This is a genomic window from Paenibacillus sp. NN59 (assembly GCF_057597225.1).
Window position 1 is genome coordinate 2,672,931 of the sequence record NZ_CP199678.1, and the last position, 22,350, is coordinate 2,695,280.

20 protein-coding genes are annotated in these 22,350 nt (G+C 45.1%); all 20 read left to right on the forward strand.

Going from position 1 to position 22,350, the window contains the following annotated elements:
* Positions 1–3 precede the first annotated feature (3 nt).
* Positions 4–549, forward strand: coding sequence for a P-loop nucleotide/nucleoside kinase family protein (locus ACT89M_RS11985; protein ID WP_308721957.1), 546 nt, complete (start codon positions 4–6; stop codon positions 547–549).
* Entirely contained in the window at positions 546–845 is a 300-nt protein-coding gene (locus ACT89M_RS11990; RefSeq protein ID WP_154886289.1) for a hypothetical protein, read from the forward strand. The genes ACT89M_RS11985 and ACT89M_RS11990 overlap by 4 nt, the downstream gene beginning before the upstream one ends.
* A gap of 549 nt (positions 846–1,394) precedes the next feature.
* Positions 1,395–1,913 (forward strand): phosphotransferase-like protein, encoded by a 519-nt coding sequence (locus ACT89M_RS11995; RefSeq protein WP_090920952.1) that lies wholly within the window; start codon positions 1,395–1,397, stop codon positions 1,911–1,913.
* Between the two features lie 233 nt (positions 1,914–2,146).
* The gene (locus ACT89M_RS12000) at positions 2,147–2,623 is read left to right on the forward strand and encodes a hypothetical protein (protein ID WP_308721956.1); all 477 of its coding nucleotides are present in this window, start codon (positions 2,147–2,149) and stop codon (positions 2,621–2,623) included.
* Positions 2,624–2,675: 52 nt separating this feature from the next.
* The gene (locus ACT89M_RS12005; protein WP_308721955.1) at positions 2,676–3,212 is read left to right on the forward strand and encodes a hypothetical protein; all 537 of its coding nucleotides are present in this window, start codon (positions 2,676–2,678) and stop codon (positions 3,210–3,212) included.
* A gap of 23 nt (positions 3,213–3,235) precedes the next feature.
* A complete protein-coding gene (locus tag ACT89M_RS12010; protein ID WP_308722026.1) occupies positions 3,236–3,748 on the forward strand; it encodes a DUF6886 family protein in 513 nt (170 codons plus the stop codon).
* 32 nt (positions 3,749–3,780) lie between these two features.
* On the forward strand, positions 3,781–4,242 hold the full coding sequence (locus tag ACT89M_RS12015) for a DUF5662 family protein (protein WP_487345237.1): 462 nt from the start codon (positions 3,781–3,783) through the stop codon (positions 4,240–4,242).
* Positions 4,243–4,279: 37 nt separating this feature from the next.
* On the forward strand, positions 4,280–4,768 hold the full coding sequence (locus ACT89M_RS12020) for a DinB family protein (RefSeq protein WP_308721953.1): 489 nt from the start codon (positions 4,280–4,282) through the stop codon (positions 4,766–4,768).
* A complete protein-coding gene (locus ACT89M_RS12025) occupies positions 4,765–5,712 on the forward strand; it encodes an acetamidase/formamidase family protein (protein ID WP_308721952.1) in 948 nt (315 codons plus the stop codon). The genes ACT89M_RS12020 and ACT89M_RS12025 overlap by 4 nt, the downstream gene beginning before the upstream one ends.
* Positions 5,713–6,116: 404 nt before the next feature.
* Positions 6,117–7,508, forward strand: coding sequence for an extracellular solute-binding protein (locus ACT89M_RS12030; protein ID WP_308721951.1), 1,392 nt, complete (start codon positions 6,117–6,119; stop codon positions 7,506–7,508).
* A gap of 31 nt (positions 7,509–7,539) precedes the next feature.
* Complete coding sequence (locus ACT89M_RS12035; protein WP_308721950.1) at positions 7,540–8,949, forward strand: ABC transporter substrate-binding protein; 1,410 nt, start codon at positions 7,540–7,542, stop codon at positions 8,947–8,949.
* Between the two features lie 108 nt (positions 8,950–9,057).
* A complete protein-coding gene (locus tag ACT89M_RS12040) occupies positions 9,058–11,970 on the forward strand; it encodes an extracellular solute-binding protein (protein WP_308721949.1) in 2,913 nt (970 codons plus the stop codon).
* Between the two features lie 72 nt (positions 11,971–12,042).
* Complete coding sequence (locus ACT89M_RS12045; RefSeq protein ID WP_240037208.1) at positions 12,043–12,948, forward strand: carbohydrate ABC transporter permease; 906 nt, start codon at positions 12,043–12,045, stop codon at positions 12,946–12,948.
* Positions 12,949–12,951: 3 nt separating this feature from the next.
* On the forward strand, positions 12,952–13,815 hold the full coding sequence (locus tag ACT89M_RS12050) for a carbohydrate ABC transporter permease (protein WP_090920933.1): 864 nt from the start codon (positions 12,952–12,954) through the stop codon (positions 13,813–13,815).
* Between the two features lie 23 nt (positions 13,816–13,838).
* Positions 13,839–15,272: a gluconolactonase gene (locus ACT89M_RS12055; protein ID WP_341181981.1), complete on the forward strand. Its 1,434-nt coding sequence runs from the start codon at positions 13,839–13,841 to the stop codon at positions 15,270–15,272.
* On the forward strand, positions 15,259–15,882 hold the full coding sequence (locus ACT89M_RS12060) for a Yip1 family protein (RefSeq protein WP_090920930.1): 624 nt from the start codon (positions 15,259–15,261) through the stop codon (positions 15,880–15,882). Before ACT89M_RS12055 ends, ACT89M_RS12060 begins: the two co-directional genes overlap by 14 nt.
* 22 nt (positions 15,883–15,904) lie before the next feature.
* Positions 15,905–18,577, forward strand: coding sequence for a DUF5696 domain-containing protein (locus ACT89M_RS12065; protein ID WP_308721948.1), 2,673 nt, complete (start codon positions 15,905–15,907; stop codon positions 18,575–18,577).
* Positions 18,574–19,473: a carbohydrate ABC transporter permease gene (locus tag ACT89M_RS12070; RefSeq protein WP_090920925.1), complete on the forward strand. Its 900-nt coding sequence runs from the start codon at positions 18,574–18,576 to the stop codon at positions 19,471–19,473. Before ACT89M_RS12065 ends, ACT89M_RS12070 begins: the two co-directional genes overlap by 4 nt.
* A 20-nt stretch (positions 19,474–19,493) precedes the next feature.
* On the forward strand, positions 19,494–20,507 hold the full coding sequence (locus ACT89M_RS12075) for a carbohydrate ABC transporter permease (protein ID WP_090920923.1): 1,014 nt from the start codon (positions 19,494–19,496) through the stop codon (positions 20,505–20,507).
* 175 nt (positions 20,508–20,682) lie between these two features.
* Complete coding sequence (locus tag ACT89M_RS12080; protein WP_154886279.1) at positions 20,683–22,251, forward strand: glycoside hydrolase; 1,569 nt, start codon at positions 20,683–20,685, stop codon at positions 22,249–22,251.
* Positions 22,252–22,350: the final 99 nt, after the last annotated feature.

Genomic DNA, 22,350 nt, shown 5'->3' on the forward strand with positions numbered 1-22,350 from the left:
AACATGATCCCAACAATTTACGTAATTTCAGGACCCGCTGGGGTAGGAAAATCGACAACATCGCAACAGCTTGTTAAGACATTGAGCAAAAGTGCGTATATTTCGGGAGACGCTATCAGTCATATTCCAGTGAATGGACGAGGTAAACCATGGTTATGCAAAGACACGTTTGATCTGACATGGAAAAATATATTGAGCTTAACCCGGAATCTGTTAGAACAGAATTATGATATTGTCATTGACTACGTTACTTTCCCTTCAGAAATAGAATGGCTTGTACAGCAGTTAACGAATTTTCAATTCAGGATCGTCTATGTTGTCTTGTTGGTAGATCGAAGTACCTTGATCGCCAGGGATCAATTGAGACCCTCAGAAGCACAGATGGGTGAGCGCAGTTTGGATTTACTAGAGGAATTTGAAACATGCTCAGAATTAAAAGAACAATATAAACTCTATACGCAGCAGTACAGGCGAGAACAAGTATCTGAAATTGTTGAGGAGTTACGAAACAATCTGAGGTTTATCTGGAAGGGAGGTCACCCGAGTTGAAGGCACTACCCAAAATTTTTTCGTTCATTCTCATTATTGTTGGAATCAGTATAGTGACACTTACCAAAACGATTGAACAGGTCATACCAAAATTGGGATATGCCGCGTTTCAGTCCGCAGGAGCAGGAAGTTACAGCCCGATTAACTATGAGATGAATTTGGACTTGAACTACTTGGTGGGAGGCATCTGCATCTTGGTGGGAGCAATGTACTTCATTCGTCACATCGCTTTCTTTCAACATTCGATCACCGAAATGAAAAAGAGAAACAAAGAATTTGAGGATAAATATAAATAATATCGGGTACTTGTACGCTGAAGTTAATTATATTAATTTTCAGGTGGGTGATCGGTATGGATGATCAAAATCTCTTGAATTTTTATTTACAATATTCAAATACCGACAACAAAAGGAGGGCCATCCCAATGCCTCTGCTGTCATATGTGAAGACTTTTTAACATCTGAATTGCCTCAGGATCATTATGATCTGGTCACCATGATTGGTTCTGCTCTTCAAGAGACAGACGCATACCGGAAAGGTTTGCAGAAAATATCAGAGGTGTTAAAACCGGATGCTCAATTCATGTATATGGATTTTGATAGATACCACAAAAAAGAAAATCTATTCGAACTCTTAAATGAATTGAAGTTTGAGCTAATACATATCGAAGAATATAATCGATTTTCAAATGTCAGTTTTTATTGCATGAAGATCAAAAAGACGGGGGTTTTATGAATCGAACTCTCATGATGTTAGGCATGGATAATGGATGCCCTTTGGAATGCGTATTAGTTCATGCTGTAAAATATTTATAAATTCTTATTTTAGCAAAGGGAGATATCATAATGAATAAAGGCAAAATTATTTTTTTGAATGGTGTAACGAGTTCGGGGAAAACGTCTATAGTCGAGGCGATGCAGTCATATGATGATCCGTTTTTCTATGTCGTGGCGAATGATTTATTTGAGAATACAATCGGGGATAAACATCTACAGACTGATTACTGGAAGTACCTAAGCGAAGCCATCATCATGATGTATCACACAGCAAAGGTATTCTCAGACCATGGCAAGCATGTGCTGATCGATGGGATTTTGGTGGAGAGACCGGAGCTTGCACCGCATTATGAACAAGTGAAAAAGATATTTGAAGGATATCCGCTAGAGATTGTGGAGCTACATTGCCCTCTCGATATCTGTCGTCAGCGTAACCTTGAACGGGGAGACCGCAGAGAAGACCAGTCTGAAGAGCAACATCGTATGATGGCGTCCGACATTCAGTATACGTACTCGGTTGATACGAGTCAGCATACACCTGAAGAATGCGCCGAGATGATTATCAACACGTTATTCAAAAGTGAATAAGGTTTCTTCTGTGGCATGAAACGAGGAGAATAAAAATGAAGCTGGGACGTCTAAAGCAAGATGGACCAGCTTCTTGACTATTTCAGCACAATAGCAGGAAGAAGGAGCAAACAGATATGCAGTTTGGGAAACATAAAGAGCGCTCGAATCGAGAAAGAATACTTCTTCAATTCATAACCTTGCGCTGGGAGAAGGATGTAAGAGGGGCCCCTTTTTCCACTGCCCGAAATGATATGGAGAAAGCCTTCCGTTTACCGGATATGCTGTTCAGTTACGACACGTCCTATGGTCTGCCTTACCACCGAATGCTCATTTTGCAGAACAAGAACGGTTTTGAGAAGATTCAAGATAAAAGTGTCATTCTGAAACCTACTGCAAAGAATTTCAAATTGGGTTGTGTTTTGATTGATAGTAAGGAGCCCGAATCTGAAACTTCCGAATATGATGTAACCTTCACCTACTTTCCAGAGTGTGGGAAACCAATCCGATATGACAAGCGATATCAGCCTTTGACAGAGCGGGCATTTGGATTGACTTCAAACGAATATGGAAGAGTGGTGTACAACGGAAGGCATATCTATCAGGATACCGGAGAATGGTACTACGAGTTAAATATATTGAATATGTTACTTACCGAGCAGAAAGACCCGAATGTGTTGATTGATCAGGAGCCGCTGAACGTATACAACCAGATTGAGATTTTATATTAATGTAATTTAGATACGAATGATTGATATAAAATGAGCGTTAGGAGTGGGACACATGATGATGAATCCTCAAGAGATTTTACCGTTAGTCAAACGTTTAGAAGCGAATCATATTGCATATTCACTGGGTGGAAGTGCGATGTTGTGTTTTCTTGGCTTGGTTGATTCCGTGAACGATTGGGATCTGATGGTCGATTGCTCAAAGTTCAAATTTATAGAAGCGATTGCTGGATATGAGTGGATCGAGAAGGAGAGCGGCGACAAACCTTTTGCAAGTGAATATAGAATGGAGGTTGAGTCGTTAAACGTGGACGTCATTGGCGGATTTGCTTTTGATGTAGATGGAAGACGACTGGAGTTACCTATATCGCCTATTCGAAATGTAAAATGGCACGGAATGCATGTTTCAAGTCCTGAAGTGTGGTACGTTGCTTATCAGATGATGGGTAGACATGAGAAAGCGGATTTGATTTTAGATTATTTGCAAACAAGCAATGAGTATGTGAATCAGGATCTGATTAAGAGCTTATTAGCGAACGACATTTTAACGTATGGGATTAGAAAAGGATTGAACACACTGCTTGAGACTTAACTTCACGAACAGAGGTGTATCAAATGCTATATCATTTCAGTGAAGAATCTGATATTCATATCTTTATACCAAGAGCGAAGCAGAATCGGCCTGAGTTTCCGGCGGTTGTCTGGGCGATTGATGAGCAACATGAATTCAGTTATTACTTTCCGAGAGATTGTCCTCGCATTGTTATTCGAAGAACGAACGACATTAGTGATGAGCATCATGAGTTGTTTTTTAAACACTCAAATGCAGACCTCATTGTAACGGTTGAGAACGAGTGGTACTCCAGGATCATGCAACAAACGTTGTATCGGTATCATCTGGATGCAGCGTCGTTTAAACTTTTTGATGAAATCGCAGGGTACTATATTTCTGATCAGGTGGTTACACCAAGTTACATAGAGAAAATCGATCATCTGGTAGATAGGCTTTTGGCCAGAGGGGTTGAGTTGCGATTCACGACAAATCTATATCCTCTGAGAGATGCTGTGTTACAGTCAGACTTCCAACAATTCGGAATACATCGTTTCAATCATGCTAAACCATTGTAGAGGGCGGGGAATAGCCAGCTGGGGGGATGACCATGCTTTCTGCCTATTGGAGGTATTTCTTATATGTAACTGAACATAAGTTGAACGTTTTCATTGAGTGCTGGCATGAAGGGTTATATTTACAAGGGATATTTCATGATTTAACGAAATTTTGTCCTCACGAATTTTTCCCTTATGCAATTAAATTCTATTCGGACCGTAAAGATGAAGTCACAGAACTAAGGTGGAAGAAGGCATGGCTTCATCATCAGAATCATAATAAACATCATTGGGAGTATTGGATCGTGAACAGAAATACAAAAGAAGCTCTGCCTATGCCGCAAAAATATATTATAGAGATGGTATGTGACTGGAGATCTTTTACGAGAAAATGGGGTCGTAGAGTCAAAGATTCCAATCTGGCAGAACGCATAATGAACTCGGAAGATATTATTTTGCATCCAAAGACGAGAGAATCGCTTGAACAGTTGCTTACTAGAAAGGGCGAATCGTGATGATTCATCTTCTACAAAGAGAAGGGGGAAGTTTGGTGTGAACAAAGAAACGGAACAACTGCTTTTAGCTTTTGAAGAATGGACGCTATTTGTCAAAATGTTGATTCGTCTCGAAGAAAAGACCTGGAACTCCAGTCTAGAAAAAGGAAAGTGGACGATCAAATCCATCGTAAGCCATATGATGTTATGGGATCGATATTTTTACAAGGAAGCGATTGAGAAAATTGCCCTGAATCAGCAGATTACGTTGAAGCATCTGGATTTTGATGAGTTTAATCGCAAAGCTGTGGAGTACGGGAACCGCACAGAGCCGTCCGAAATTGTCGACAAGGCGATCACGTACCGTCACAAAATTATGAATGATATTCGAGGGTTATCGGAGGAACAGCTTTATCAACGATATGTGGATCCAGAGAACAAAGATAATGTATTTTACATTCCCCAATACCTTAAAGATTTTATATGGCATGACCAGCATCATATGGAGCCGTTAAAACAATATCTGGCCGGGGAGGGATTATTGTGAGTATTCATACGATTACATTGGCTCAGGAAAATCTGATTGGTTCATTTACGGATGAGGTAACGCCGATTCTAAAGATCAAGTCAGGTGATTCCATACGTTTTCAGACGCTGGACGCAGGTTGGGGCACGGGAGTAAGTTATGCGAAACGAATCAAACCTTTTTCACGACAAGGTGAAAAAGATGGAGGGCACGCCTTAATCGGCCCACTCTATATTGAAGAGGCGAAGCAGGGAAAGACACTCGAGATCATTTTCAATGAGATTATACCAGGCAGTTACGGGTTTACTTCCGCGGGTGGATATCCCAACTGGCAGAATCAGAAATTGCATCTAACAGAGGTCGAAGAACTGTCTCTAAATTGGACACTTGATCGACAAGCGATGAGTGGCTCTTGTGAGGTACGGGGCAAGTCATACAGCGTATCCTTAAATCCATTCATGGGTGTCGTAGGCATGCCGCCAGAATCAGGAGGGATTCATACGACATGGCCGCCGCGATATTGTGGAGGGAACATCGACTGCAAGGAACTAGTACAGGGAAGTAAGTTATATCTGCCTGTTCCTGTAGATGGGGGTTATCTGGCGATTGGTGATGGTCATGCACGGCAAGGCGATGGGGAAGTCAGCTGTCAGGCGATTGAATGTGCCATGGAGCTTGTAGATATTACAGTGAATGTCATAGATGATATAAAGCTGACCAATCCACGTGCGCATACGCCTTCTGGATGGATTACCTTTGGTTTTGATGAGGACTTGAATGAAGCAACGGTTCAAGCGTTGGATGGCATGTTAGGCCTGATGGGCGAGTTATATGGCCTGGAGCGGGTAGAAGCGATTGCGCTGGGAAGCGCAGTGATTGATCTGCGTATCACGCAAATTGTGAATGGTGTGAAAGGCGTGCATGCCTTTTTGCCCCACGATGCTTTTATAAGTGATTCAAACTAGCAGCAACTCTGAAAAATTTGCATTCTGCTAAACCAGATTATATGAAGCCCTCTACGATGTCATTTAGTCTGATGTTAGAGGGTTTTGAAGATTTATCCCCTTTAAGTGTTATGTTTTCCTTAAATTGTGCGGAATGAATTAGAAGGGATCAAAATATTCTAAATAATAACAGAATATGTATTGACCCAAGGCTTTTCATGATACTATAATGAAATGGGTTTCATGAAATCCGTTTCATTAACTCCTAACAATTTCGTAAGCGCTTTCTGTTGAAGGGGGTTGGCAGGTTTTCAAGTTCCCATCCGTGACAGCCTTGTGATGAATTAAGTCACTCGAGGAAGTCATCCAAGTATGATGCAAGCTTGATTCATCTTTATCTAACTTTGAGGGGGAGCGTGTGAAAGATGAAGTTTGTGAGAAAGAAGAGGTTCAGCCTGTTGGTGATTTTCACCTTACTGGTAACCATTATTGCTGGTTGCAGTGGTGGAAGTACACCATCTGATACAGCGACCCAGCCACCGGCGGATAAAAACAAAGAAGCGGCAGTCGAACCTGTACAGGAAAAACAGGAGCCTAAGGTGGATTTGAACGGCAGAGCTGTTCGCATATCGAACTGGTGGGATGCATCTCCCAAAGGAGATTCGGAGGCAGATGAGCGCGCTCGTGAACGAATCAAAAATGTAGAAGAGAAATACAACGTTAAAATTTCTTACTTGAATACAGATTACGGAGCAACATCCGAGAAAATTTCTTCATCCGTGATGGCGAATGAACCATTTGCAGAGATTGTGCGTGTGCCTGACGGTAATATTTGGGGTCTTATGCAGGGCGGATTCCTTACACCACTGGACGAATATCTGAAGGATACGCAGATCAAGCTGGATGTCATCGATTCGATGCGATTTGGCAGTGATAAAGTATATGGACTGACGGGTTGGTATACCCCGAATGACAGCGGAATGTTTTACAATAAACGAATATTCAAGGAAGCTGGTTTGAAAGATCCGCAGCAATTGATGGAAGAGGATAACTGGAACTGGGATACGATGCTGGATGCTGCCAAGAAGCTAACCGTAGATAAAAACGGTGACGGCAAGATGGATCAGTATGGTCTGTCGGGTGCGTACTATGTACTTCACGAAATGCTGATTGGAAGCAACGGCGGCAAGATGTATGACGAGGCAACGCAAAAGGCAGCGTTTGATTCACCTGAATCCTTGGAAGCGCTTAACTTTTTGTATAGTCTGTACAACGACCACAAAGTTGTGAAGGCCAATGCCGGTAATGATTGGGAAGACCCATCCAAATTTTTCTCAGAAGGCAACATTGCGATGTACCCTGGCGGATTATGGGAAGTCGAAGGCCGTATTCTGGATAAGTTAAAGGACGACTGGGGTTATGTTTACATGCCTAAAGGTCCAAAAGCAAAAACGTATCTGGATACAGTCAACAGTACAGAAAGTTTTGTTATTCCTAAGGGCGTTAAGGATGCCGATATCATCGTGAAAATTTGGGAAGAGCTTCAGGACTTTGACAACTGGCAGGATAATCACCGTCTGTGGTTAGAAAACATTTTGCCTGACGAAGCTTCGATCGCTAATGCCATGAATGACAACGGACAGGTTGAACGTGTATACGGTGCTCGTGCTGGAGGATTAGGTGTTAAGGAAGCTCTCGGCAGTGTAACCGAAAAGTTCGTGAAAGGTGAAGTGACTCCATCTACAGGTGTTGCTCAGGTCATCGGACCTGCACAGGCAGGAATTCAGAAAGTACTGAAGGGCGAAAAAAGCAAGTAAAGTAAAATCATTTACTTAAGGGAGGCAACCCATGTTGAAAAAATTGATTTCTAACCAAATCATGTTCATCGTTTTGTTTGCCGCTTTGATTATGCTTTTGTCTGCATGTAGTGGTTCTAATGATAAACCAGCCGAGCCTGTTGCGACTAAACCAGCTGAGACGGAGACTAACACCACACCTGCCAAGGAAGAAGAGAAGGAAGAGGCTGTGCCAGCTCCTGATTTGAACGGACGGGTCATTCGCATATCTCACTGGTGGGATGCCACTCCCAAAGGAGATTCAGAGTCAGATGAACTGGCGCGTGAGCGAATCAAAATGGTGGAAGAAAAATATAACGTGAAAATCAAGTATCTGAACACCGAATACTGGTCTACATCTGAAAAACTGTCTTCCTCCGTGCTTGCGAACGAGCCTTTTGCGGAAATTGTCCGCATTCCTGATGGTTTCATCTGGGGACTTATGCATGGTGGATTCCTGACCACGCTGGATGATTATCTCAAAGACACTCGGGTCGAGAAGGATGTTGTGGACTCGATGCGCTTTGGCGGTGACAAGGTGTATGGTCTCGAAAGCTGGTATACACCGAACGAAAGCGGCTTGTTCTATAACAAGCGGATTTTCAAGGAAGCGGGTTTAAAAGACCCACAGCAGTTAATGGATGAGGATAATTGGAACTGGAATACGATGCTGGATGCAGCCAAAAAGCTAACCGTTGACCGCAATGGTGACGGTAAAATGGATCAATACGGTCTGGCTGGAGCACATTACGTGCTTTCGGAAATGCTGATCGCCAGCAACGGCGGCAAACTGTACGATGAGCAGACAGGCAAAGTGACGTTTAATTCTCCCGAAGCGATGGAAGCGCTCAACTTCCTGCATAGCTTGTACACCGAGCATAAAGTGATCAAAGCCAACGGAGGCAACGACTGGGAAGATCCAGCCAAATATTTCGGAGAAGGCACGATTGCAATGTATCCTGGTGGACTCTGGGAGGTTGAAGGCCGGATTGTAGATAAGCTGAAGGATGAGTGGGGATATGTTTATATGCCTAAGGGCCCTAAAGCGAACTCTTACTATGAACCATTCGGTCAGACGGCAGCTTATGTTATTCCGAAAGGTGTTAAGGATGCAGATGTGATCGTGAAGATCTGGGAAGATCTGCAAGACTTTGATAACTGGCAGGATAACCGCAGACTGTCTCTTGAAAATATTTTACCGGATGAAACTTCAATCGCGAATGCGATGAATGATGATGGCAAGGTACAACGTTTATTTGGCGGACGCTTCGGCGGTCTGGGTATCAAAGAGCAATTGGACAGCGTAACCGAGAAATTTGTGAAAGGTGAAATTACACCTTCCACAGGTATTGCACAAGTCATTGCACCTGCTCAGGCTGCGGCGAAAAAAGTACTAAGCGGAGAGCAAGACAAGAAAAAATAATGGATATAAGTTGACGGCCTCATATCTGTTCTCGGTTAGCCGGGAAACAAATTTGCAGGCCGTCCATCTGATTACGTTTAAGAGAGTCAGTTAAAGGAGGGGCATTGGGTGAAATTCACATTATCCCGAGTGACGATTGTCGTCGTCATGGTCATGCTCGTCGTGGTGTACGCGATATTTAGTTCCGGTGCGAGCGGTAATTCCAAATCCGGAAATCGAACATCAGATCCGAGCCGTGTGATGCCGATATCGGAGTCTGCTGCGGAGGGTAGCTATGATTATTATCTGCAGCAATACCAGAACGAGAAGCGGCCTTCCAGAGAAATTGTCATTCAGGGAGCAGATTACACAGCTGCTGAAGGAATGAAACCAGAGATGATCACAGAGCTCGGCGGCGAAACGGGCAAGTTTATACGAACAGAGGAGAGCGGTTCCATGCAATGGGACGTGGATGTTCCGGAATCCGGCATGTATCACATGACGTTGCGTTATTACCCGATTCAAGGAAAGAGCTCTGCGATCGAACGCGAGTTATGGATTGATGGGGAGATCCCTTTCAACAGTGCACGCAACATGAGCTTTCATCGGGTTTGGGTCAATGAAAAATCCGAAATTGAGCAAGACAATAGAGGCAATGACTTGCGTCCGCGTCAGATTGAAGCACCCATGTGGCAGGAGTCCATCCTGAGAGATAAAGAAGGCTATTATGAAGAGCCGTACCAGTTTTATTTTTCAGCAGGGAAACACTCCATAAAGCTTGTATCGACACGGGAGCCGATGGTCATTGATTCGATCAAACTACATCATTACGAAGAGCCGCCATCCTATGCGGAACTGAAGCAGGAGTACGAATCGAAAGGATACGCGGAAACAAGCGGACACTTGATCAAAGTTCAAGGGGAACAGGCCGCAACCAAGTCATCACCGACCTTGTATCCGATTACAGATCGATCCAGCACCTCAACAGAACCTTATGATGTTTCCAAAATCAGAATGAACACCATTGGTGGGAACAACTGGCGTGTGCCGGGGCAATGGATTGCATGGGAAATGGATGTTCCGGAGGATGGCTTATATAAAATTGCAATCAAAGGCAGACAGGAATTGCTGAGAGGCATATATTCCACACGCTCGTTGCAGATCGATAACCAAATCCCGTTCAAAGAAATGATGCAGATTCCATTCTTCTATGATTCGGATTGGCAGATGCATGTGCTTGGGAGCGAGGAAGAGCCGTATTTATTTTATTTAACCAAAGGAAAACATGATTTACGGCTTGAGGTCAGTCTTGGGGCCATTGCGCCTTTGATCCGTCAGGTTGAAGCCAGCGTGCTTGAGATCAATGCGATGTATCGAAAAATTCTGATGATCACAGGCAATGTGCCTGACCCATATCGCGATTATCAATTAGAGAAGCAGATTCCAGATATGGTGGAAGTATTTCATAAGCAAAGCGATATCTTGAATGCGGTTTCTGAAGAATTAATTCATCTAACAGGTGAAAAGAGTGATAAAACCGCGATTTTGAATAAAACCGCTTATCAACTGGCTGATCTGGCCGACAAACCGGAAACGGTTCAGAAACGGTTGTCTCAATTCAAAATCAACGTCGGGAGTGTCGGTTCTTGGCTTCTGGAAGTTCGGGAGCAACCGCTGGAAATTGACTATCTGCTCTTAGCTTCCCCTGATGAGAAGTTGCCAAACGCAAATGATTCGGCCTTCCGCAAAGCAGGGCATGAGGTTTCGTCTTTCTTCCATTCTTTCTTTGAAGATTACGACACCATCGGTAGCACAGCGGATGAAGATAAATCCGTTACCGTCTGGATTGGTACAGGCCGGGACCAGGCGCAGGTATTAAAAGCGATGATTGATGACACGTTTACACCGCTGACAGGCATTAGTGTCAATCTCAAGCTGGTCAATGCCGACGTGTTGCTCCGCGCCTCCCTTGCAGGAGAAGGACCGGATGTGGCGATGCAAGTAGGCAATGATGTGCCGGTTAACTTCGGGATGCGGCATGCGGCAGAGGATCTGTCTACGTATCCGGGGTACCACGAATTGATCAAACAGTTCAGGGACAGTGCCATGGTTCCTTATCAATTTGAGGATCAAGTATTTGCCCTACCGGAACAGCAAATATTCAATATGTTATTTTACCGGAAAGATATTCTGGAACAGCTTGACCTTGAGCCGCCGCAGACGTGGGAAGATGTGTATGCCATGATTCCGGTGCTGCAGAAGCATAACATGGAAATGGCACTGCCGCTTGCTCAAACCACAGGTGTACCGGTACTCGAAGTGAACCGGGCGTATGCAATGTTGCTCTACCAAATGGGTGGTTCATTCTATCTAGACCAGGGTGCGAAAAGTGGTATGGATACGGAAACGGGACTAGAAGCGTTCAAAGAATGGACGAATTTTTATACCAGTTATAAACTTCCGCTCACCTTTGATTTCCCAATGCGCTTTAGAACAGGTGAAATGCCAGTTGGTATTATGGATTACACCTTCTATAACTATTTGTCTGTATCTGCGCCAGAGATCAAAGGATTATGGGAGTTCATCCCGGTTCCAGGAATCAAGCAGAAGGACGGAAGCATCAAACGGGATGTGGCTAGTGGTGGCACGGCGACGGTCATGCTGAAACAATCCAAACATAAGGATGCGGCATGGGAATTCATGAAATGGTGGGTTAGTAAGGATGCACAAGTTCGATTCGGACGGGAAATGGAAGGTCTGATGGGAGCTGCGGCGCGCTATCCGACAGCCAACATTGAAGCATTACAGGAATTGCCTTGGCCAATCCGCGATTATCGCAGTTTGGAAGAACAATGGGAGTGGGTGCAGGGCGTGCCTGAAGTGCCTGGAGGTTACTTTACAGGTCGCCATCTGGACAATGCCTTGCGTGAGGTCGTGAATAACGGTACCAACTCCACGGATGCCATCTATGATTATGTGCAGGAAATTAACTACGAAATTCAGCAGAAACGAAAAGAGTTTAAATTGGACGGAATGCGCTAGGGAGGGACTCTTTTGCAAAAGACAGAAATGGTGAACAAAACCGGTTCTCGGCCCAAGCGCACGCCTGCCGGCATGCCGGGAAAATGGGAACTCTTTGTCAGAGATATGAAGCGGGATAAACATCTGTATGTCCTACTATCTCCGTATATGTTGTTATTTTTACTTTTTACTGTATTTCCCGTCATCATCTCCATTTTCTTCAGCTTTACTAACTTCAATATGCTGGAGTTTCCGCAATGGGTCGGCTGGGAGAACTATTCCAAGCTGCTCTGGAATGATGATGTGTTCTTGATTGGTCTCAAAAATACAATTATTTTCTCGGTGGTCACCGGCCCAATCAGTTACATCGCTTGTTTTGTATTCGCGTGGCTGATTAATGAGCTGAATCCCAAGGTGAGAGCCTTTATGACCCTGATCTTTTTTGCACCTTCAATTTCGGGAAATGTATTCTTTATTTGGCAAATTATTTTCTCGGGAGATTCGTATGGCATTATGAACGGTTTCTTGATGAAAACAGGCATTCTTTACGAACCGATCCTGTGGCTTCAAGATCCGAAATATATGCTGGCGATCATCATGCTAGTGCAACTGTGGCTCAGCTTGGGAACCAGTTTCCTGGCGTTCATCGCCGGTTTGCAGACCGTGGATCGTACGCTGTATGAAGCAGGAGCAATCGATGGGGTACAAAATCGCTGGCAGGAGTTATGGTACATTACGCTGCCTTCGATGCGGCCTCAACTGATGTTTGGTGCGGTCATTCAGATTACTGCGTCCTTGGCGGTTGCCGAAGTTGCTACGGCGCTAGCAGGGTTCCCAAGTGTGCAGTACGGTGCGCATACGATCGTCACTCACTTGATGGATTACGGAACGATCCGCTTCGAAATGGGTTATGCGTCTGCCATTGCAACGGTGTTGTTCGGTCTGATGCTGGGTTCCAACCTGCTTGTACAAAAGCTTCTGAAGAGAGTGGGGGAATAGCAGATGAAGATAGCCCTGCGTATGAAACGAAAAATCAACCGATCCTGGCAGGTCGACATCCTGCTGTTCCTGCTACTTGGCGGATTTGGCGCATTTATGGCGGTTCCGCTCATCTATGTCATTAATAATGCGTTTAAACCGCTGGATGAGCTGTTCATTTTCCCGCCAACCCTGTTTGTTCGCAATCCGACGTTCGAGAATTTCTCGGATTTGTTTCAGGTGATGAAAAATTCATGGGTTCCTTTTTCGAGATACATTTTTAATACCGTGTTTATTACTGCGGCGGGTACGTTTGGTCATATCATTCTGGCCTCGGCGGCTGCATACCCACTAGCAAAACATAAATTTCGCGGACACAAGGTGCTGTTTACAGTCATCGTATTGTCGCTTATGTTCTCGCCACATGTCACGGCAATCCCGAATTACATGATTATGTCGACCCTTGGGTGGCTCGACTCGTATCAAGCGATTATTATCCCTGCCTTTGCTTATCCGCTGGGTTTGTATCTGATGAAGCAATTTATGGAGCAGATCCCGGATGCACTTCTGGAGGCGGCGAAAATGGATGGTGCGAGCGAATACCGGATTTTCATACAGGTCGTTATGCCGCTCGTTAAACCGGCTTGGTTAACCCTGCTAATCCTGATGATGCAGATGCTGTGGGGAACGGATGGCGGCAGTTTTATCTACAGTGAGCAGCTCAAAACGATGCATTATGCCATGGGACAGATTGTGCAAGGAGGGATTGCTCGTGCAGGGGTAGGCGCTGCAGTAGCGGTCATCATGATGACGGTGCCGATCGTTACGTTTGTATTGTCGCAGAGCAATGTCATTCAAACGATGGCTTCATCCGGCATGAAGGATTAAGGGAGAGGGTGTTACAGATGAGAGTGAAATCATGGCTAATCGTTCTGGCAGCTTCCCTGCTGATTGCCGGATTCGGACATAACCAGGCTCATGCGGCACCGTATGAGGGATATACCTACAACTATTGGGGAGATGCGGTGAAGTCACCGATTGCGTTTCTTCCCTCCAGAGTAATCACAGGGGATGAGGCCGGAACAGGAGCATGGCAGTCTCCGCTGGATTTATATGCTGCGAAAGATGGCTTGCTCTATATTCTGGATTCAGGCAATGGACGGATCGTTGTCTTGAACGAGAAATGGGAAACGGTTCGGGTCATTCAAGAGTTTAACCATGACGGTAAAAAGGACAGTTTTAACAATCCTGAGGGGCTTTTTGTGACGGAAGCAGGTCAAATCTACGTTGCGGATACTGAAAACAGACGAATCGTAGAGTTGAATCAAGATGGTACTTTTGTACGTGCCATCGGTGCACCAGAGTCGGATGTGCTTAGTGATACGTTTGAATACTTTCCTCGCAAGGTTATCGTGGACAAAGCTGGACGAATCTATGTGGTTGGTCGCGGGGTCTTCGAAGGACTGATCGAGTTTGATAGTGACGGACGTTTCACTGGATTTATGGGTACCAATCGAGTGCAGTTTGATCCGGTCGACCTGTTCTGGAAAACCGTATCCACCAAGGAACAACGCGAGAAAATGATTCGGTTTATCCCGCTGGAGTTCAACAACGCGGACATCGATGATGGCGGTTTTATCTACACCACAACAGCGGACAAAAACTCGCTTTCTGCGGTCAAAAGGTTGAATCCCTCCGGTATTGACGTACTTCGGGTTAACGGTGAATTTGCACCGGTCGGAGACTTGACCTTCAATCGCTCTTCCTTCGTGGATATCCAGGTGTCCAGTAACGGTGTCTATCGTGCGCTGGATTCAACAAGAGGTCGGGTGTTCACGTATAACGAGGATGGTAATCTGCTCTATGTCATAGGTCAGCTTGGCAACCAGATCGGTACATTCAAAAATCCGGTCGCCATCGAAAGCTATGGGGACGCTATCTACGTACTGGATCGAGATCTCGGGCGAATTACGGAGTTCAAGGCAACAACGTTTGGAAGCCTGGTTAATGAGGCCAATCGGTTGTACAGCTCTGGCAAACATACGGAAGCCGCGAAGTTATGGCAAGAGGTGTTGCGCCTTGACGCGAACTATGAGATGGCCTATATCGGTATCGGCAAATCGATGCTGCGAGAAGGGAAGTACAAGGACGCAATGACCTATCTGAAGTTAGGGAATGACCGCGAATACTATTCCAAAGCTTTAGCGAAATATCGGAGAGAATACATGCGTGAATATTTCGGGATGTACATGACTGTAGCAATTGCCTTGCTAATCAGCGTCATCGTCTGGCGCCGGATCGCCAGAACAAGGAATGAGAGGGGGGTCAGAGATGTCGCTAATTAAGGAACTCAAATACTCTCTGCATGTCGCGGTACGTCCTTTTGACGGATACTGGGATTTGAAATATGAAAATAAAGGCAGATTGCGCGTTGCATTGCTAGTGCTTCTGGCTGTCACGATAACGATGATCTTGAAGCGACAGTTTGCCGGGTATGTTGTCAATGATAACTATCCGCTCTCGCTTAATAGTATTAACGAGTTCAAATATATCGTTCTCCCTTTTCTACTCTGGTGTATTTCCAATTGGTCCTTGACTACGCTGATGGACGGGGAAGGTAAGTTCAAAGACATCTTGATTGCAACAGGATATGCGATGCTTCCGCTTATTCTGGTCAACATTCCTAATATTTTACTAAGCAATGTGATCACGCTGCGCGAATCTTCTTTTTATTACTTGCTGGATTCGTTCGGTGTCATCTGGTTTGTGTGGCTGCTGTTTATCGGAACCAAGACAGTACATCAATACTCGGTCATGAAAACGATTACCACCATGCTGCTTACGCTAGTTGTCATGGGTGTTGTGATCTTCCTGGGCCTGCTTTTCTTCAGCCTGATCCAGCAGATCATCAGTTTCGGTTATACCCTCTTTCAAGAGATTACACTGCGCGAATAGGAGAAGAAGGGAGGTGCCTGATATGAGAAAAAAGCGTACTACGTTTGCAGCGGTCATCCTTATTGCAAGCTTGTTTATGGCTCAAAATATCAACTATGCGGAATCCGTATCTGAACGTGTGGTAACCACATCTGGCGATTCACAAGAGGCGGATCAGACTACGTCTCCTGAGACGTCTGCAACACAAGAAACTTCAACAGAACAAGGGTCTACGGCGGCGGATCCTGAACGTAAGGGGGAAAAGCAATCCGATGCGACCAGCTCTGAACCGCAGACGGCATCTGCGAATCAACAGAAGAACGAAGCCGTAGCTGTTCCTGAGGGGATGGAAGTTGTTACGGAAAAGGATGGCCTGATCCTGTATCTAAAGCCGGAAACGACAGAGATTGCGGTTAAGGATCAGAAGAATGGTGCGATGTGGTTTTCTAACCCGCAGGATCGTGAACAGGATACCATTGCGACCGGTTATAACAAGTCCCAGCTGAATGTGCAATTTGAATTGACGTATTACGATAATACGGGCAACGCGCTCAAATACGATAATTTTACGCACAGTGTAGAGAGTGGTCAGTTTGAAGTTGAAAAAGTAGAGGACGGCTTCAACGTTGTATACACGCTGGGTGAAGTCAAAAGTGATATTGAAGCTATCCCTAAATATATTAGCGAAGAACGTTTTAACACGTTAATTCTCGGGAAACTGGAAGAAAAAGATCAGAAAGAAATCGAGAAGCGCTTTAAATATGATGAGCAGAACAAACGTTACGAAAGACGGGATTCATCTCTGAAAGGCGTAGGTTTGTCCAAAGTAACCCGAATTTTCGAGTCTGTCGGCTATGATGAGGCACAGATTGCCATAGACAAAGCGGCCTACGGTGAAGAGGAAAGCGGGAGCGCAAGTGTCATTGTGCCTGTCCAGTATCGGCTGGAGCAAGGACATCTGCGTGTTTCCATTCCGGAAAATGGAATCCAGTATCCAGATACGATGAAAATTCAATCCTTGTCCCTGCTGCCGTTTTTTGGAGCAAGCGGTCCAAAAGATAAAGGATACAGTCTGGTGCCAGACGGATCGGGATCTCTGATTTATTTTAATAATAAAAAAACGTCAGTATCCCCATATAGTACGGCTCTGTATGGAAGTGATCATGCTGTAAATCAGCTCTCCCAGATCCAGAAGGAACAGAAGGCGAGAATGCCGGTGTTTGGTATGAGTTACGGAGACAAAGGATATCTTGCTGTCATTGATAAAGGTGATGCGGTTGCGTCTGTTGAAGCGGATGTCAGCGGCAGATTGAACCAGTACAATACGGTGCATTCCAGTTTTTCACTCAGCAGTATGGAAGAGGTTACCCTGACGAACGGCTGGCGTTCCAGCACAGTCAAACGGTTTCAGGCACAGCCTTTTCATAATGAAATGTCCGTTATCTATGAATTTTTGGGCGCAGATGATGCGAGCTATTCCGGTATGGCCTCGACTTATCGGGATTATCTGACGGAGCAAAAGAATCTCACCCGTTTAGGTGATGATACGGAACTCCCTTTTTACGTGGAATTGATCGGCGGTATCCCGAAGAAAAAGTTTTTCCTCGGCATCCCGTATAATGCTTACGAGTCGCTTACCACGTTCGAAGAGGCACAGGATATTTTAAAGGAAATGCAAAGCCTTGGTGTGGAGGATATCCAGCTTCGGTACTCGGGGTGGTTTAACGGAGGTATGCATCATGATATGCCGAAGTCCATCGATGTTGATAAAAAGCTTGGTGGCGCTAAAGGTTTGCAAAGCCTACAGGCCTATACACAAGAGAATGGTTTTGGATTATACCCAGACGTATCCTTCCTGGAAGCTTTTCCGGAAGCAAAGGGATTCAAGAAATCGTATGCTTCTCGCCAAATTACGGGTAAACTTGCGCAGTTGTTCCCGTACTATATCGCCTCCTTTACACAGGAGAATGAAGCCTCTCCAGGTTATGTCCTGAGTCCGGAAGCGGTGCCGGGCATTGTGAGCGGATTTCTGCAAGATTATAAGGAAACAGGACTTACAGGTCTGTCGCTTCGAGATTTAGGCGACCAGCTGAATTCCGATTTTAACCGCGCTAATGTGATCAATCGCGAACAAGCCAAAGAGGTTGTGATGAATCAGCTTGAGCAGGTACGCAGCTCGGATGCATCGCTTCTTGTAGAGGGCGGCAATAGTTATGCAAGCCCCTATGCCAGACATATCGTAGATGCACCTGTTAGCAACAGCGGGTTTAACATCACCGATGAAGCGGTTCCCTTTTTCCAACTGGTCTATCACGGCTTCGTGCAATATGCAGGGCAGGCCTGGAATATGGCGGATGATCAGGATTCCCATGTACAGATGCTCCGGGCGATCGAAACCGGATCGGCACCGTATTACACGTGGTTCTATGCAGATCCATCTGCGATCAAACTGACGAGTTTTGACGCGTTATATTCAGCCGATTATCGGCGCTGGATCGAGGAATCAGCAGAGCGATATAAGGAACTTAGGAATGTGCTGCAAGATGTACAGAATCAAACGATTGTTAAACATGAGAAGCTGAGTAAGGGTGTTTATCAAACGACTTACGAAAAAGGTAAAACGGTCATTGTGAATTACAACGATGCTGCTGTGGAGTGGAATGGCACACGTGTGGCAGCGAAGAGCTACTGGGTAGGAGGTGACATGCCGGAATGAAACTTAAGAAATTATCCCTAGAGCAAAAAAACAGATATTACGGTTTGTATTTCATCCTGCCTTGGTTCATCGGTTTCTTGTTACTTTTCATGGTGCCGCTGATCTCTTCGTTCCGATACAGTCTGAGCAATCTGCAGGTGTCCAATGAAGGGTTTACGCTGGAGTTTATCGGTTTGGCGAATTTCCGTGAGGCGTTATTCTCTCATGAATCCTATGTGAGAATGTTGACGGAATCTGTAATCAATATTGTCGTGAATACACCGTTAATCATTATTTTCAGCCTGTTTTTTGCGGTGATTCTGAATCAGAAGTTCCATGGAAGGGTGCTGGCGAGAGCGATTTTTTTCCTTCCGGTTATTCTGGCTTCGGGTATTATTGCAAGTATCGAAAACGGGGATTTGATGCAATCCGTTGTACGTAGTGCTAACGATATGACGGGCGGTGGACTGTCCGTGATGAAAAATCTGGATCTGACCATTATGTTGCTTGAATCCGGCATGAGTCCGATTTTGGTCGAATATCTGACAGGTGCGGTTAGCCGGATATACGAAATTGTCAGTCAATCAGGCGTCCAGATTCTGATTTTCCTTGCCGGTTTGCAGTCGATTTCTCCATCGCTTTATGAAGCAGCCAAAATCGAAGGATCTACAGGCTATGAAGCCTTTTGGAAAATTACGTTCCCGATGCTAAGCCCGTTGATTCTGACGAATCTGGTGTATACCATCGTGGACAGCTTCATCAGTGATCAGACGAGTCGGCTTGTGGTGGATACGGCCTTCAAAAGCTTTAACTTCGGGCTCAGTGCGGCGATGTCCTGGATGTATTTTGCCGTGATTGCACTGATTCTCTGGGTAACGACCGCCTTGGTATCCCGCAAGGTCTTTTATCAAAACTAGTATTCTGAAGGAGGCCTGACATGAAGACAGAAACCGCAGCAGGGCAACCGCCAGCGAAAAAGGAATGGCTGCATCGCCTGGGTTCCACGGCCTACTGGTTTGAAGCGATCAAGAAGTGGGCGTGGATTCTGGTTCGGTTTGTCTTGATCTTTGGCATTTCATTTGTCATTCTATATCCGATTTTATTGAAAATATCGATATCCTTTAAAAGTATGTCCGATCTGTATGACCCAACGGTGATCTGGATTCCGCGTACGTTTACGCTCGAAAACTTTAAACTGGTCTTCACGGCAATGAACTATCCCGGCGTGTTAATGAACACCTTATGGTTATCCTCTGCGGTTATGCTTCTGCAAACGATAACCTGTGTGCTAGCCGGCTATGGGTTTGCAAGAATCAAGTTCAGAGGCAGTGGTTTGTTGTTTGCTGCCGTAATATTTACCATCCTGGTGCCTACACAGACGATCATGATTCCGCTCTATCTGAATTTTAAGAACTTTGATGTGATGGGCTTAATCGAGCTGTTTCGTGGCAGTCCTGCTAATCTGATCAACACATACTGGCCGTTTCTGATCTCCGCAGCACTCGGTATGGGTGTGAAAACAGGTCTGTACGTCTACATTTTCCGCCAGTTCTTCAGAGGTATTCCGCGTGAGATTGAAGAGGCTGCCTACGTGGATGGTGCAGGATATTTCAAAACGTTTGGACGCATTATTTTGCCTAACGCGATCCCTTCAATGGTTACGGTCATGTTGTTCTCGTTCGTATGGCAATGGAATGACTCCTTCTTCACCAATATGTATTTGAATGAACCTAAAGTGATGTCGTCGATGATGTCATCCTCGGGCTTTACCATTGCGACGTATCTAACGGGCGGAGGCCAGGCTGCGGCATCTTATACACAAGACCCGTTTTTCATGTCCATGATGATGAATACGAGTGTGTTGATGGCGATTCTGCCACTGATTATCATTTATTTGTTCGTTCAGCGTCATTTTGTGGAGAGTGTGGAACGTTCCGGTCTTGTAGGATAACAGGAATCGGTGCAGGGATTAAAGGGGGAATATTTCCTTTATAACTTGAGAAGGACACTGAATTCGAAAAAATATAAGAGGCTGCCTACATAGCTGGCAGTCTCTAACCCATAGCCAATGAACGGTTTGGAGTGCAAAGATCTGCAAAGATAGACCAGGAAGAGGAGGATGAGGGATGCAAAGAGATACCCCAAAAGCAAACGATAGGCTGGATGCACAAGTCACGATTGATGGAAATATATGTTATCAGAGTATAGACAATTTTGGCGCGTCGGATGCGTGGTCGATGGAACCGCTAGGGAAGCATTGGAGCGAGGAAAACAAGGCGCAAATCGCCGATCTGTTATTTTCCAGGGAGCGAGGCATCGGGTTGTCCGCATGGCGTTTTAACATAGGCGCAGGTTCAACAGAAACCGATCAGGATCGAATTCCCGACCCTTGGAGAAGAGCCGAAGCTTTCAAAATATCAGAGGAGCACGAGTATGACTGGAGTAAACAGTCGGGCCAACAGTGGTTCCTTCAAGCCGCGCGTGATCGGGGAGTTGGGACACTTATCGCATTTGTAAATAGTCCGCCGGTATGGATGACCAAAAATGGGCATGCCCAGCCTGATCTTGAAGTGGGTTCGACGAATCTGAAACCGGAGTATAATGGAAAGTTCGCGTCGTATCTAATTGATGTTTTATCGTATTTCAAGGGAAAAGGACTTGCTTTTGACTATATTAGCCCGATCAACGAGCCGACTTGGGACTGGAATCAGTCTTGGCAGGAGGGAAATCGTTATAATAATGATGATCTGAAGCAAGTGATTCTGGAATTATATCGCCAGTTACAGCAGACCGATTTACAGACACGGATCAGTGCACCGGACGGTGTGGAAATTACGTCGCTCTTGGACGACGAATACTATCGTCAGTTTGCGGGAAGTGGTACGTATTCAAGCGGCGCTAACAAGCTGGGAACAGGGAAGTATCGGGAATACATAAAGGATATGATCGGTGATCCTGAGGTGAAAGAAGCGATAGGAAATAAAATGGCTTCTCATTCATACTGGTCTGACTACAGTAATCCGGGGGATGATCGGTTAGTCAGATTGAGGCAATTGCTGCACACGAACATGAAGCATTACGATGAAGAGAGCAAATACTGGGTGACGGAATATTGCATTCTGGGGGATTATGGTCCTGGACGTGATTTAGGGATCGAGCCAGCCCTTCATGTGGCAAGAACGATTCATTTTGATCTGGTGGAAGCGAATGCGGCAGCTTGGCAATGGTGGACAGCGGTTTCCAAAGTAGATTACAAAGATGGATTAATCTATACGGATTTTAATGAAAATGGCGATGAGCAAAATATTTTGACCTCGAAGATGCTGTGGGTACTCGGTAACTATAGCCGATTTATTCGGCCTGGTGCGAAGCGAATCGACTTGACCGGGCTTGGTGAGGAAGCCGACAGCGGTTTGTTAGGTTCTGCCTATGTCCATGTAGGAGAGCAGACCGTGACTGCTGTTTTTGTGAATCATGGTGAACATGACAAATGCGTGCAACTAGACCTTCATGAGCTAGGATTAAATGGACGAATTACGACAATGCAGTCTTACGTAACCAATGCGGAACTGGATCTGGTTTGTCAGGAGAGAGTTACCGCAGCGGAAGAAGAGCAATCTTTTATCGTGAACATTCCAGGAAAATCGGTCGTGACCGTCACTGGCTGTGTACAGAAAGTGGAAAGTAAAGAGTAAGAGCTTTACTTCATATTGCCCATGACATCATGAAGCTTGAACCATGCAGAGATGTGTGATTAAGCCATAATCTTGTCATGGGCTTTTTTCGGATTATGC

Excerpts from the sequence above, each read along its gene's own strand:
- ACT89M_RS11985 (WP_308721957.1), top strand. The coding sequence starts at position 4 with ATGATCCCAACAATTTACGTAATTTCAGGACCCGCTGGGGTAGGAAAA.
- ACT89M_RS11995 (WP_090920952.1), top strand. The coding sequence starts at position 1,395 with ATGAATAAAGGCAAAATTATTTTTTTGAATGGTGTAACGAGTTCGGGG.
- ACT89M_RS12000 (WP_308721956.1), top strand. The coding sequence starts at position 2,147 with ATGGAGAAAGCCTTCCGTTTACCGGATATGCTGTTCAGTTACGACACG.
- ACT89M_RS12005 (WP_308721955.1), top strand. The coding sequence starts at position 2,676 with ATGATGATGAATCCTCAAGAGATTTTACCGTTAGTCAAACGTTTAGAA.
- ACT89M_RS12010 (WP_308722026.1), top strand. The coding sequence starts at position 3,236 with ATGCTATATCATTTCAGTGAAGAATCTGATATTCATATCTTTATACCA.
- ACT89M_RS12015 (WP_487345237.1), top strand. The coding sequence starts at position 3,781 with ATGCTTTCTGCCTATTGGAGGTATTTCTTATATGTAACTGAACATAAG.
- ACT89M_RS12030 (WP_308721951.1), top strand. The coding sequence starts at position 6,117 with ATGAAGTTTGTGAGAAAGAAGAGGTTCAGCCTGTTGGTGATTTTCACC.
- ACT89M_RS12035 (WP_308721950.1), top strand. The coding sequence starts at position 7,540 with ATGTTGAAAAAATTGATTTCTAACCAAATCATGTTCATCGTTTTGTTT.
- ACT89M_RS12045 (WP_240037208.1), top strand. The coding sequence starts at position 12,043 with ATGCCGGGAAAATGGGAACTCTTTGTCAGAGATATGAAGCGGGATAAA.
- ACT89M_RS12050 (WP_090920933.1), top strand. The coding sequence starts at position 12,952 with ATGAAGATAGCCCTGCGTATGAAACGAAAAATCAACCGATCCTGGCAG.
- ACT89M_RS12060 (WP_090920930.1), top strand. The coding sequence starts at position 15,259 with ATGTCGCTAATTAAGGAACTCAAATACTCTCTGCATGTCGCGGTACGT.
- ACT89M_RS12065 (WP_308721948.1), top strand. The coding sequence starts at position 15,905 with ATGAGAAAAAAGCGTACTACGTTTGCAGCGGTCATCCTTATTGCAAGC.
- ACT89M_RS12070 (WP_090920925.1), top strand. The coding sequence starts at position 18,574 with ATGAAACTTAAGAAATTATCCCTAGAGCAAAAAAACAGATATTACGGT.
- ACT89M_RS12075 (WP_090920923.1), top strand. The coding sequence starts at position 19,494 with ATGAAGACAGAAACCGCAGCAGGGCAACCGCCAGCGAAAAAGGAATGG.
- ACT89M_RS12080 (WP_154886279.1), top strand. The coding sequence starts at position 20,683 with ATGCAAAGAGATACCCCAAAAGCAAACGATAGGCTGGATGCACAAGTC.